We start from the raw sequence: 12,067 nt of genomic DNA, 5'->3' as shown, positions 1-12,067 counted from the left end.
GGGTCAGGAGCGTCGGTCGATCTGCCCCCGCGTGTAACGGCGTGTCCGCTCGTACGCCACCAGGTCTCCTTCCTCGTCCAACGTCACGTGGTACGTGGCCATCACACTGGTCGTCTGGGGCACGCGCTCCAGTTCCAGCACCTCGACGTCCGCTTCCCAGCCGTCTTCGGTCGGTTTCACCGCAGAAACGGATTCCGGCCTGCGACCGAGGAGTTCGGAGAGTTGCTCGGACGCGGACCGCATGGCCCAGGCCGCCGAACGTTTGCGGGGCCGCCGGGACCGCTCGGCGCTCGGACGCCGTGCCGTGCCTTCGCTCCGGGTGGAGCGCGGGCCCCTTCCGGGGTCGCTCTTGTCGCTTGCGGCCATCCACTTCTCCGGCTCTGGAGCGGCGCCACCCCTACAACAAAACGTACTATTTCAGCATATACACCTCACAAGGTGCGCGGCGACGGGTCGCCTCCCGCAGGGCGCAACTCCCGAAGGGAACAAGTGATGAAGGACTCGACCAGGCTCGCTCTGGCTGCCGCGGTAGCGGGCGGCTACGTTCTCGGTCGCACCAAGAAGGGGCGGCTCGCCCTCGGAATGGCGACCTTTCTCGCCGGTCGCCGCGCCGGACTCGATCCGCAACAGTTGGTGACCGAGGGTATTCACAAACTCAAGGACCTGCCTCAGGTCGCCCAGCTCAAGGAACAGGTGGGCGGAGAACTGATGGACGCCGGGCGCAAGGCGGTCGTCGCTGTCGCGGACCGGAAGCTCGCGGATCTCGCAGGGACCTTGCACGACCGTACGGCCCGCATCGGCAGCAAGAAGGAGAAGCGCGAGGACGAGGAACCGGACGAGGAGGAAGAGGAGTACGGACCGGAGGACGAGGAGGAGGAAGAGGAAGAACCCGAGGAAGAAGAAGAGGAACTCGAGGACGAGGAACCCGAGGAGGAAGAAGAGGAGGAAGAAGAGGAGGAAGAAGAGCCGGAGGCGGAGGAGCAGGCCCCTCGGCGCCGTCGCCCGGCCAAGCGCCAGGCCCCCAGGCCACCGGTGCGCAAGACCGCGGCCAAGAAGGCGCCCGCCAAGAGGACCCCTACCCCTGCCAAGAAGGCACAGCCGGCGAAGAAGTCCGCCGCCAAGAAGACCGCGGCGCCGGCCGGGAAGAGGGTGGCGAAGAAGACTGCAGCACCTGCGAGGAAGTCCGCCGCGAAGAAGACGGCCGCCAAGAAGTCGACGGCCAAGAAGGCGTCCACACGGCGGAGGTAGCCCTATCGCCGTAACAGCACAGGACACCGGTATGGCACAGACTGCCGGCCTGGATCGATCGACTGCTGACGGCTCCGTCGGCTTCGTCGGGGCCCGAATGGAGAACCTGGCCGGCGGGCGACAAAGTCTCGACGCTGACAACGAGTTGATGCATCGTCCGGCGCTCTGCACTGACCCACATCGTCCTCAGCTGGCATGCCCAAGGCCGCGGTCTGCGGCTCGACTTCAAGCACTTGCAGCGGTGCGTGACGGCGCGTGCCGCTGACATCCCGTCACTCCGCCCCCACCCACAATGCCCTGGCGGGCCGTGGTCGGCACGGCCCGCCGCGCGTCGTGTCACCGCTCCAGGCGGCGGATTTCCAGGGTGTTGTCCACACGCGTCGTGGGCCGTCCGTCGGGGTCGTTCTGGACGCGCTCGTGCTCGTCGGTCAGCAGCACGTCCCACTCCTCCTCGGCAAGCTCGAGGCTCCGCAGCACCTCCTCCGGCGTCGGGAAGTGCACCTCAGGGTGCGGCTCGGTCTGCCAGGCCGGGAACCCGGAGTGCCCGACGACGAGCAGCACTCCGCCGGGTGCCACGGCCGCCGCCGCGGCGCGCAGGATGCGCTCGCGGGGCATGTCGTTCGGCGAGTGCAGGAACTGCGCGGAGACCAGGTCGTAGGTTCCCCCGGGGAACGTCTCGGACAGGTCGTGCCGTTGCCAGTCGATGGCGCCGTCGGGGATGCCCTCGGCCGTCGCGTGGGCGGCGGCACGCTCCAGGGCGACGCGGGAGATGTCGACGGCGGTGACCCGCCACCCCTGCCGGGCCAGCCAGACCGCGTCGGCGCCCTCGCCGCAGCCCAGGTCGAGCGCCGTACCGGGCTTCAGGCGCCCGACCTCGCGGACCAGGACGTTGTTGGCCTTTCCGCTCCAGACACGGTCGCTCCCGGCGTACCGGGCGTCCCAGAACTCCGCCTCGGATGCGGCGCCGGTCGCGCTGGTGGTGCCGTCGGTCATGGATGTCGTCTCCTCCGTGCCGTGGATGTGGACCTGCCCCGACCTTGCGGCCCCGCGCGCTCGCCGGGCAAGCCTTCTTGCCGGTTCGGCAACTCGTCCGCAGCCCGTCCTCTGCCCCGGCGGCAGGCCGGCACCTATGTTTGGTGTCATGGACACCGCGCCGAATGACGACCACCCCCTGCGCCGCCTCACGCTCGACCAGCTCCGGCGCCGGACGAGCATGAAGTGGCGCACCCATCCGGAGGATGTGCTGCCCCTGTGGGTGGCGGAGATGGACGTGCCGCTGGCCGGGCCCGTGGCCCGCGCGCTCACGGAGGCGATCGCGGTCGGCGACACGGGGTATCCGGCGGGCACCGCGTACGCGGAGGCGCTGGCGGACTTCGCCCGTGAGCGGTGGGGCTGGGACGGTCTGGCCGTGGAGCGCGCCTCCATCGTGCCCGACGTGATGCTGGGTGTCGTCGAGATGCTGAAGCTCGTCACGGACCCCGGGGACCCGGTGATCGTCAACTGCCCGGTGTACCCGCCGTTCTACCAGTTCGTGACGCACATGGACCGCCGCGTGGTGGAGACCCCGTTCGGCTCCGGCCTGCGGCTGGACCTCGCGGCGCTGGAGGAGGCCTTCGCCCGGTCCACGGCCGGCGGCGGCCGGGCCGCCTACCTGCTGTGCAGCCCGCACAATCCGACCGGCACGGTGCACACCGCCGAGGAGCTGTCCGCGGTGGCGGCGCTGGCCGGGTCGTACGGGGTGCGGGTCGTGGTGGACGAGATCCACGCGCCTCTGGTGACCGCCGAGGCGGCCTTCGTGCCGTACCTGAGCGTGCCCGGCGGCGAGAGCGGCCTGTCGCTGATGTCCGCGTCGAAGGCGTGGAACCTGGCCGGTCTGAAGGCGGCCCTCGCCCTGGCCGGGGCCGCCGCGGCGGACGACCTGGCGCGCATGCCGGAGGAGGTCGGTCACGGGCCGAGCCACCTGGGCGTCATCGCCCACACGGCGGCGCTGCGCGACGGCGGCCCGTGGCTCGACGCCGTCCTGGACGACCTCGCGCACAACCGGCGGCTGCTCGCCGGGCTGCTGGCCGAGCACCTGCCGTCCGTCGGCTACCGGCCGGCCCCGGGCACCTACCTGGCCTGGCTGGACTGCCGGGAGCTGGGCCTGGGCGACGACCCGGCCGCCGCCTTCCTCGCCCGGGGGCGGGTCGCCCTCAGCGCGGGGCCGGACTTCGGCACGGGCGGCGACGGGCACGTACGGCTGAACCTCGCGACGACGCCCGAGGTGCTGACGGAGGCGGTGCGCCGGATGGCGAAGGCGCTCGGCTGACGGCCGCCGCGGCCGAGGCCTGAAACGTCCCTCGCCGGGTAGCCGCCCCGACAGACCGAGGCAGGCATCGGACGAGGCCGCCGTGACGCCGGACGGCGCGGTCCGGCACCGCACGGTGCCCGGGCGCTCCCGGCGGCCCCAGGGAGGCGAGGAACGTGACGGACGACTCCACGCCCGGGAGCGGCGGCGGCCTGCGCGTCGTCGTCGTAGGGGCGACCGGAAACGTCGGAACGAGCCTGGTGCGGGCTCTCGGCGAGGACCAGGCGGTGACCGAGATCGTCGGCATCGCCCGCAGGATCCCCGAGGACTGGCAGCCCGCCCGTACCTCGTGGGTGCACGCCGACCTGGGCGACGACAGGACGCGCCTGGTGGAGCACTTCCGCGGTGCCGACGCCGTCGTGCACCTGGCCTGGCTGCTGCAGCCCACCCACGACCCCGCGATCACGTGGCGCACCAACGTCCTGGGCAGCATCCGCGTCTTCGAGGCGGCCGCGGCGGCCGGTGTGCCGGCCCTGGTGCACGCCTCGTCGGTGGCGGCGTACTCGCCCGGCCCGAAGCGGTACCCGGTCGACGAGTCGTGGCCCACGCACGGCTGGCCGGGGGCCGCGTATTCCCGGGAGAAGGCGTACGTAGAGCGCTACCTCGACACCTTCGAGCGGGAGAACCCACGCCTGCGCGTGGTGCGGATGCGACCGGGCTTCATCTTCAAACGGGAGTCCGCCGCTCAGCAACGCAGGCTGTTCGCGGGACCGTTCCTGCCGAACCGGCTCGTACGGCCCCGCCTGGTGCCGGTCGTCCCGGACCTGCGTGGTCTGCGCTTCCAGGCGCTGCACTCCGACGACGCGGCCGAGGCCTACCGGGCGGCGCTGCACCGTCCCGTGCGGGGCGCCTTCAACCTTGCGGCCGATCCACCGCTGGACGCGGGTGAACTCGCCACGCTGCTCGGGGCGCAGGTCGTCCGCATGCCGCGGGGCGCGGTACGGGCGGCGCTGGCCGGGGCCTGGCGGCTGCACCTGGTGCCGTCGTCGCCCGGCCTGTTCGACGCGGTCGTCAGACTGCCGCTGATGAACACCGCGCGGGCCCGCCGCGAGCTGGGCTGGGAGCCCCGCCACACCGCCACGCAGGCGATCGAGGAGTTCCTCGCGGGCCTGCGCGAGGGCGCGGGTGACACCTCCACCGCCCCACTGGCACCGGGCGGGGCCGGCAGCCGGCTCCATGAGGTCGCGACCGGCGTCGGCTCACGGCCGTGACGGTCCGTGGCCGTGACGGCGTAGCGGCCGGACGGCGTCCCGTCATCGCCCTTCCTCGGCGTGGAGGCGCTCGGTGTCCTGCGGTTCGGCCTTGGGCACTGTCTCGTCCGGACTGTCGTCCGGGCCCCCGTCCGGGCGCGCCCGCGCCCGTTCGAGCTCGGCGTTGAACTCCAGGCCGAGGAGGACGGCGATGTTCGAGATCCACAGCCAGACGAGGAAGACGATGATCGCCGCCAGGCTGCCGTAGAGCCGGTTGTAGTTGCTGAAGTTGGACACGTAGAAGCTGAAGAGAGCGGAGGCGGCGGCCCAGATGACCACGGCCAGGATGCTGCCGGGGCTCACCCATCGGAAGCCGCCGTGCTTCACGTTGGGCGCGGCCCAGTACAGCAGCGCGAGGACCAGAGTGAACAGCAGGAGCATCACGGGCCATTTGGCGATCCCCCACACGCCGAGCGCGGCGTCGCCGACTCCCAGCACCTGACCCGCCCTGCGGGCCAGGACTCCGGTGAGGACCACGCCGAGCGCGATGAGCGCCGTCACCACCAACAGCACCACGGGAATGACGAATCGGGCGGCCAGGGTCTTCCACACGGGCCTGCCCTCGTCGATGTCGTAGAGGGCGTTGGCGGCCCGCATGAAGGTCGCCACGTAGCCGGAGGACGACCACACGGCGACCACGACGCCGATCGCGAGGGCGAGTCCCCCGCGGCCGACGCCGTGCTGCAACTGCCCGAGCACACCGGTCAGCGTGTCGCGCACCGGTCCGGGCGCGAGCCCGCTCGCGTTGACGATCAGGGGTTTGACGCTGGGGCCGCCCAGCAGGCCGACGACCGAGACCATGACGAGGAGGGCCGGGAAGACCGACAGGACGGCGTAGTAGGTCAGCGCCGCAGCCCAGTCGGTCAGGTGGTCCGCCCAGAACTCCTTGACCGTGCGCCGGAGCACCACGCGCCAGGACTCCTGGGGGAGCTCGGTCGGCTTGCTGACGCCGGTCTGCGGGTGGCGGGCCATGCGCGATCACTCTCCTCAGGGCACACGTCCCCCACAGGAAACAGCGGCAAACCGCCTCATAAGGTATGAACGACGCACCGGCCCTCAGTGCTGGAGCGCGACCTTCGCCGCCACGATGACCAGGCCCAGCACCAGGTTCACGATCCCCACCGACACCACCGCCCAGCGGGAGGCGCCCACCCGGATGACGGCCGCGCTGGCCCACACGACCTGCTGGACGACGGCGATGGTCAGGGCCAGCCAGGCCGCGCCCTCCAGCCCGAGCCCCAGCAGGGGGCTCACCGCGACCGCCGTCGCCGGCAGCAGCGCGGCCTGCACGATCGGCCACTCGCGGACGCACACCTGGCGGATCTCGTGCCAGGTGATCCTCCCCCCGCGCAACCGGTCGCCGACGAAGCCCGCGTAGACGTGGGCGGCCCAGAACACCAGGCCCGTGCAGATCAGCAGCAGCACCAGCTCCAGCCGCGGGTACGGCCCCGCCGAGCCGGCCCCGGCCACCACCGAGGCGGCCAGCAGCGATCCGTAGACGGCGCCCGTGTAGTTGGCGCGTCCCGTGCCGGGAGCCTCCCGGCCGGCGAGGTCCCGCGGGGCGGAGCCGGCTGTCACCCCTTCAGGATCACCGAGGCGACCCGCCCCCGCACGGCCGTGCCGAGGCGGCCGCGCCCGGAACGTGACGTCCGAATCCCGCCAGCGCCCCGCCCCCGCGATGCCGCACAGTGGAGGGGTGACGAACGACGCGACCGACGAGGACAGCAGGTACGAGGCGGTGTGCAGCCGCGACGCGCGCTTCGACGGCGAGTTCTTCTTCGCGGTGGCGACGACGGGGATCTACTGCCGCCCCAGTTGCCCGGCGGTCACGCCCAAGCGGCGCAACGTCCGCTTCTTCCGAACGGCGGCGGCCGCCCAGGGGTCCGGTTTCCGCGCCTGCCGCAGGTGTCGTCCGGACGCGGTGCCGGGGTCCGCGGCGTGGAACGCGCGGGCCGACGTGGTGGGCCGTGCGATGCGGCTGATCGGCGACGGTGTCGTCGACCGGGAAGGCGTCGCCGGGCTGGCCGCACGGCTCGGCTACAGCGCCCGGCAGGTGCAACGGCAGCTCAACGCCGAGGTGGGGGCGGGTCCGATCGCCCTCGCGCGTGCGCAGCGGGCGCACACCGCCCGGATCCTGCTGCAGACCACGGACATGCAGGCCGCGGAGATCGCCTTCGCGGCCGGCTTCGCGAGCGTACGGCAGTTCAACGACACCGTCCGCGAGGTGTACGCGCTCACGCCGACCGCACTGCGGCAGGCGCGCCCCGCCCGGCACGCGGCCGCCGACGCCGCCGCCGGGGTGCCGCTGCGGCTGGCGTACCGGGGGCCGTACGACACCGGACAAATCTTCGACTACCTGGCGGCGCGCGCGATCACCGGCGTCGAGGAGGTCACGGGGACCCGCGGCCGGCGTGTCTACCGGCGCACCCTCCGACTGCCGCACGGGCCCGCGGTCGCCGAGGTCGAGGAGGCGGCGCCCGGCAGGGGCGGTGACTGGCTCGAGTCCCGGCTGCACATGACCGGGCTCCGCGACCTGACCACCGGGACGCAGCGGGTGCGGCGCCTGTTCGACCTGGACGCCGATCCGTACGCGGTCGCGGAACGGCTGTCCGCGGACCCGTCGCTGGGGGCCCTGGCCCGCGCCCGCCCCGGGCTGCGCGCTCCCGGGGCGGCGGACCCGCACGAACTGGCGGTGCGGGCGGTGCTCGGGCAGCAGGTCTCCGTGGCGGCGGGACGCCGGCTCGGCGCGGCCCTGGTCGCCGCCCACGGCGAGCCGCTGGCGGCACCGAGCGGTGGCCTGACGCATCTGTTCCCCGACGCGGACGCCCTCGCCCGGGCGTCGCTGGAGGCGGTCGGCATGCCGGAGGCCCGGCGGGAGACGCTGCGCGGCCTGGCCCGCGCCCTCGCCGTCGGCGAGGTCGTCCTCGACCCGGGCGCGGACCGGGACGGCGCGGAGAAGGGCCTGCTCGCGCTGCGCGGCATCGGGCCGTGGACGGCCGGCTACATCCGGATGCGCGCCCTGGGCGATCCCGACGTGCTGCTGGAGGGCGACGTCGCCGTGCGCGCGGGGGCCGCGCGTGCCGGTGTGCCACTGGAGGACGCCGAGGGCTGGCGGCCGTGGCGCACCTACGCGATGCACCTGCTGTGGAGCGCCGGTTGACCGGGAGACAGCGGGAATGCGACGTCCGAATCCCGCCGGACATCGGTGATGAACCACCGCAGAATCGTAGATGTCACTGAAAGTGCGAGGAAAGGGAAAGACCGATGACGGTCTACATGACGCTCGACAGCCCGCTGGGCGAACTGCTGCTGGTCGGCGAGGAGTCGCCCACCGCGAAGGGCGGCACCGCGCTCTCCTCGCTGTCCGTGCCGGACCAGAAGGGCGGCGTCCTCGCGGCGGACCTGGCGGACGGCGCGCGTGCCGACGACGCCGCGTTCACCGAGATCGCCCGCCAGCTGCGGGCGTACTTCGCCGGCGAACTGACCGACTTCGACATCGAGTTCACCACCGCCGGCACCACCTTCCAGCAGCAGGTGTGGAAGGCCTTGGAGACCATCGGCTACGGCACCACGCTGACCTACGCGGACGTCGCCGACGCGATGGGCATCCCCCGGACCTCGTCGCGCGCGGTCGGCACCGCGATCGGCCGCAATCCGCTGCTCGTCGTCCGTCCCTGCCACCGCGTGCTCGGCGCCAAGGGCGCGATCACCGGCTACGCGGGCGGGGTGGAGCGCAAGCGCCTGCTGCTGGACCTCGAGGCCGGGCACGGTACGGCGTGAGGACGACGGCCATGACCACCACCGCCGCCGCACCGCCCACGACACCCCTGCCCGAGCGGGTCGACGCCGAGGACTGGCCCGCGCTCACCGCCGGACTCGACGCCCACGGGGGCGCCCTGACGGCCCGTCCGGTCCTCTCCCCCGCAGAGTGCCGGGCCGTCGCCGCGCTCTACGACGAGCCCGTGCGGTTCCGCTCGACCGTCGACATGGCACGGCACCGCTTCGGCTCGGGCCAGTACCGCTACTTCGCGTACCCCGTCCCGGAGCCGGTGCGGGCCCTGAGGGCGGCCTTCTACCCGCGGCTGCTGCCGATCGCCCGCGACTGGGCGGCCCGGCTCCGGCAGCCCGCGCCCTGGCCGGACACCCTCGACGCGTGGCTGGCCATGTGCCACGCCGCCGGCCAGACGCGGCCGACCCCGATCCTGCTGCGCTACGGCGCGGGCGACTGGAACGCGCTCCACCGCGACCTGTACGGGGACCTCGTCTTCCCGCTCCAGGTCGTGATCGGGCTCGACGCCCCCGGCGAGGACTACGCCGGCGGCGAGTTCCTGATGACGGAGCAGCGGCCGCGGGCGCAGACCCGGGGCTCGTCCACCACCCTGCCCCAGGGCCACGCGCTGGTCTTCACCACCCGCGACCGGCCCGTACGCTCGGCCCGCGGCTGGTCCGCCGGCCCGATGCGGCACGGGGTGAGCACCGTGCGCGCCGGCCGCCGCCACACCCTGGGCCTGGTCTTCCACGACGCGACGTGACCACGTACGTGCTGACCGGCCCGGACGGGCGGCCGTACCGCAGCGCGGTCCCGGGGGCGCTCGGCGGGCATCGGCGCGGCCGGCTGTACGGCCGCCTCGACTGCCCGGCAGCGCAGAAGGCCATCGCGCGCGGCGGATACGTGCGGGAGCGGGTGTTCTTCGCGGACGAGGCCACGGCGGTCGCCGCGGGATACCGGCCCTGCGCCCGCTGCCTGCCCGGGCGGTACCGACAATGGAAGGCGACACCGACGGAGCGGAACGCCATGACCCACCCCGACGCACCCGCCGCGGCACCGGCCTCGCCGCTGGTCACGCCCGAGGGGCTCGCCGTGCTCGACGGCGTGCCGGCGCCGCCGCCGCACACCGGGGCCGAACTCACCGCCCTGCTCGGCCTGCTCGGTGACGCCCGCCCGCGCGTGGGCGCCGTCGCCGTCGGCCACAGCCGGGACGCCGCCTCCCGTGCCGCCGCCGGGGCCTTCGCCGCAGCGTGGCGCGCGTCCGGCGGCACCGTGGTGGCCGTCGTGGACTGGCCCGAACGGGCGGCGTCCTGGCTGCGGGCCGCCGGGCGGCTGACCGCGCCGGCGCCGGACGCCTGGGTGGTGGCCGCTGCGCCCGCCGGGTGGGCGCAGCTGGCCCGCCGTCTGCGGCACAGTACGCCGTGGGACCCGGCCCGTACGTACGGCTTCGCCTCCCTGGGCGACGCGCGCGTGGTGGCCGCCGCGGGCGCGGAGACGCTCCAGGGCCTGCGCGGCGCGACCGCCGACGGCGGGACCTGGTGCGTGGACCGGGGCCGGGTGACCGCGGCCGCCCCGGGGAAGGGCGGTGCCCGGTGAGCGCGCTCATCCCGCGTCCCCGGCTGCAGGTGGCGCCGGGCGCGGTGCACGTGCCGGGCTGGCTCACCCTGGACCAGCAGCGGGAGCTGGTCGTCGCGTGCCGCGCCTGGGCCATGGGCCCGGTCCCGATCCGGCACACCCGCCTCCCCCGCGGCGGGGTGATGTCGGTGCGCACGGTCTGCATCGGCTGGCACTGGCAGCCCTATCGCTACACCCGTACCGCTGGCGACGTGAACGGCGCGCGGGTGGCCCCCTTCCCCGACTGGATGGTGGACCTGGGCCGCCGCGCCCTGGTCGAGGCGTACGAGGACCCGGCGGCAGGTGACGGCTACACCCCGGACACCGCGCTGATCAACTTCTACGACGGCGACGCCAAGCTCGGCATGCACCAGGACAAGGACGAGCGCAGCGCCGCCCCCGTCGTGTCGCTGACCATCGGCGACACCTGTGTGTTCCGCTTCGGGAACACCGAGAGCCGCAACCGCCCCTACACGGACCTGGAGCTGGCCTCCGGCGACCTGTTCGTCTTCGGCGGCCCGTCCCGCTTCGCCTACCACGCGGTGCCGAAGGTCCACCCGGGCACGGGTGACCCGGCCACGGGTCTCGCCTCCGGCCGGCTGAACATCACGATGCGCGTCACGGGACTGGACGACGGGACGCGGGGGCGGGCGCCGCGGCGTTGACGGCGTCCGCGGCGCCAGGGCGCAGGCCGGGGGCCAGCACCAGGGTGACGGCAACGGAGACCGCGGCCATGACCGTCATCGCGGTGGCCGGGGAGGTGTGCTGGGCGACGGCACCGGCCAGCGCGGCGCCCAGGCCCTGGCAGGCGAGCATGCCCGAGGAGTGCAGCCCGAGGGCGTGACCGCTGAGTTCGTCCGGGGTGAGGGCCATCAGCCGCTCCTGCAGCAGCAGGCTCGCCGCGTAGCCGACGGAGGCGACGGCGACGACGGACGCCGCCAGGGGCAGCGCCGGGTGCAGGGCGAAGAGCAGGTAGGGGGCCGCGAGCAGCAGTCGCAGCGCGGCGCCCGCGCGTTCGCGCCACCACGGCGGGACGAACCGGCCGGCCATCGTGTCGCCGGCGAGCATGCCGCAGGCCGCGGCGGCCAGGAGCAGCCCGGCGTGGTCGGGCGCATAGGGCACGAAGAGCGACTCGCAGCCGACGATCAGGCCGTTGGGAACCCAGAGCGCCAGGTACACATAGCGGCGCGGCCGGGCCGACCACAGCAGTACGTTGGTCCGCCAGGTCTCGGCCGCCGAGGGGCGGCCGCCCGCGCGCGGGGGCCTGGGGCGCAGTCCGGTCAGGGCGGCGGCCGCGGCCGTGAGGTAGAGCGCCGCACCGGCGAGCAGGACGCCGCGGGGGGAGAGTGCGGCCAGCAGCAGGCCGCCGGCGGCGAAGCCGCAGATCTGCATGGTGCCGGTCGCCATGTTCAGCACGGAACGGCCCAGCAGGAAGCCGCCCTTGGGCAGGACCTCGTGGAGCAGTCCGTAGCGCACTCCGCCGCCCAGTGACGCCACCAGGCCTTCGACGGCCAGGATGACGAAGACGGCCCACATCGGCAGACCGGGGACGGCCAGAACGGCGGTGCCCAGGGCGAAGAGCAGGGCGACCGCCGTGAGCGCGGCACGCGGCGGCAGCCGGTCGGCCGCCGACAGCAGTGTCGTCGCGCCCACCACCTGCGCGAGGGACGGGCCGAACATGGCGACGGCGGACAGCAGCGGCGAGCCCGTGGCGTCGTAGACCAGGGTGCTCAGGGCCAGCCCGCTCACCGTCTGCGCCGCGACCTGTCCGGTGGAGACCAGGAAGAGCGGGGTGAACTCCCGTGTGCGGAAGAGTTCTTGGTAGGTGCGCATGGACCT

General features: G+C 73.8%; 13 protein-coding genes. 8 read left to right on the top strand and 5 right to left on the bottom strand.

Features of this window, described 5'->3' with window-relative positions:
- Positions 1-3: 3 nt before the first annotated feature.
- Entirely contained in the window at positions 4-366 is a 363-nt protein-coding gene (locus OG937_41360; protein WUD77706.1) for a gas vesicle protein, read from the bottom strand.
- 126 nt (positions 367-492) lie between these two features.
- Here OG937_41360 and OG937_41355 point away from each other — a divergent pair, with 126 nt between their 5' ends.
- Entirely contained in the window at positions 493-1,248 is a 756-nt protein-coding gene (locus OG937_41355; protein WUD77705.1) for a histone protein, read from the top strand.
- A 336-nt stretch (positions 1,249-1,584) separates the two neighbouring features.
- Here OG937_41355 and OG937_41350 read toward each other — a convergent pair whose 3' ends face one another.
- Entirely contained in the window at positions 1,585-2,241 is a 657-nt protein-coding gene (locus tag OG937_41350) for a class I SAM-dependent methyltransferase (GenBank protein WUD77704.1), read from the bottom strand.
- 148 nt (positions 2,242-2,389) lie between these two features.
- Between OG937_41350 and OG937_41345 the strand changes: the two genes are divergently transcribed.
- Both OG937_41345 and OG937_41340 read left to right on the top strand, forming a co-directional pair.
- On the top strand, positions 2,390-3,556 hold the full coding sequence (locus tag OG937_41345) for an aminotransferase class I/II-fold pyridoxal phosphate-dependent enzyme (GenBank protein ID WUD77703.1): 1,167 nt from the start codon (positions 2,390-2,392) through the stop codon (positions 3,554-3,556).
- A gap of 155 nt (positions 3,557-3,711) precedes the next feature.
- Complete coding sequence (locus OG937_41340) at positions 3,712-4,806, top strand: NAD-dependent epimerase/dehydratase family protein (protein WUD77702.1); 1,095 nt, start codon at positions 3,712-3,714, stop codon at positions 4,804-4,806.
- 42 nt (positions 4,807-4,848) lie between these two features.
- On the opposite strand, the gene OG937_41335 is transcribed toward OG937_41340, so the two are convergent.
- Positions 4,849-5,817, bottom strand: coding sequence for a YihY/virulence factor BrkB family protein (locus tag OG937_41335; protein ID WUD77701.1), 969 nt, complete (start codon positions 5,815-5,817; stop codon positions 4,849-4,851).
- A gap of 84 nt (positions 5,818-5,901) precedes the next feature.
- A complete protein-coding gene (locus tag OG937_41330; GenBank protein WUD77700.1) occupies positions 5,902-6,423 on the bottom strand; it encodes a hypothetical protein in 522 nt (173 codons plus the stop codon).
- A 118-nt stretch (positions 6,424-6,541) separates the two neighbouring features.
- On the opposite strand from OG937_41330, the gene OG937_41325 reads away from it, so the two are divergent.
- From OG937_41325 to OG937_41305, 5 genes are all read left to right on the top strand, one after another.
- The gene (locus OG937_41325; protein ID WUD77699.1) at positions 6,542-8,005 is read left to right on the top strand and encodes a helix-turn-helix domain-containing protein; all 1,464 of its coding nucleotides are present in this window, start codon (positions 6,542-6,544) and stop codon (positions 8,003-8,005) included.
- Positions 8,006-8,109: 104 nt separating this feature from the next.
- On the top strand, positions 8,110-8,625 hold the full coding sequence (locus OG937_41320; protein ID WUD77698.1) for a methylated-DNA--[protein]-cysteine S-methyltransferase: 516 nt from the start codon (positions 8,110-8,112) through the stop codon (positions 8,623-8,625).
- An 11-nt stretch (positions 8,626-8,636) separates the two neighbouring features.
- Complete coding sequence (locus tag OG937_41315) at positions 8,637-9,377, top strand: 2OG-Fe(II) oxygenase (GenBank protein WUD77697.1); 741 nt, start codon at positions 8,637-8,639, stop codon at positions 9,375-9,377.
- Entirely contained in the window at positions 9,374-10,210 is an 837-nt protein-coding gene (locus OG937_41310) for a hypothetical protein (GenBank protein ID WUD77696.1), read from the top strand. Before OG937_41315 ends, OG937_41310 begins: the two co-directional genes overlap by 4 nt.
- Positions 10,207-10,893: an alpha-ketoglutarate-dependent dioxygenase AlkB gene (locus OG937_41305; GenBank protein ID WUD77695.1), complete on the top strand. Its 687-nt coding sequence runs from the start codon at positions 10,207-10,209 to the stop codon at positions 10,891-10,893. Before OG937_41310 ends, OG937_41305 begins: the two co-directional genes overlap by 4 nt.
- Here OG937_41305 and OG937_41300 read toward each other — a convergent pair.
- Complete coding sequence (locus OG937_41300) at positions 10,847-12,061, bottom strand: MFS transporter (protein ID WUD77694.1); 1,215 nt, start codon at positions 12,059-12,061, stop codon at positions 10,847-10,849. The genes OG937_41305 and OG937_41300 overlap by 47 nt on opposite strands.
- Positions 12,062-12,067 lie beyond the last annotated feature (6 nt).

This window comes from Streptomyces sp. NBC_00510, assembly GCA_036013505.1.
In the GTDB taxonomy this organism is placed as follows: Bacteria; Actinomycetota; Actinomycetes; order Streptomycetales; family Streptomycetaceae; genus Actinacidiphila.
Note: the sequence above shows the minus strand (reverse complement) of the source record. Positions and strands in the feature narration are given on the sequence as shown.

What these genes read in the sequence shown, in the direction of transcription:
- OG937_41360 (WUD77706.1), bottom strand. Translation starts at nt 366, where the DNA reads ATGGCCGCAAGCGACAAGAGCGACCCCGGAAGGGGCCCGCGCTCCACC.
- OG937_41355 (WUD77705.1), top strand. Translation starts at nt 493, where the DNA reads ATGAAGGACTCGACCAGGCTCGCTCTGGCTGCCGCGGTAGCGGGCGGC.
- OG937_41350 (WUD77704.1), bottom strand. Translation starts at nt 2,241, where the DNA reads ATGACCGACGGCACCACCAGCGCGACCGGCGCCGCATCCGAGGCGGAG.
- OG937_41345 (WUD77703.1), top strand. Translation starts at nt 2,390, where the DNA reads ATGGACACCGCGCCGAATGACGACCACCCCCTGCGCCGCCTCACGCTC.
- OG937_41335 (WUD77701.1), bottom strand. Translation starts at nt 5,817, where the DNA reads ATGGCCCGCCACCCGCAGACCGGCGTCAGCAAGCCGACCGAGCTCCCC.
- OG937_41320 (WUD77698.1), top strand. Translation starts at nt 8,110, where the DNA reads ATGACGGTCTACATGACGCTCGACAGCCCGCTGGGCGAACTGCTGCTG.
- OG937_41315 (WUD77697.1), top strand. Translation starts at nt 8,637, where the DNA reads ATGACCACCACCGCCGCCGCACCGCCCACGACACCCCTGCCCGAGCGG.
- OG937_41300 (WUD77694.1), bottom strand. Translation starts at nt 12,061, where the DNA reads ATGCGCACCTACCAAGAACTCTTCCGCACACGGGAGTTCACCCCGCTC.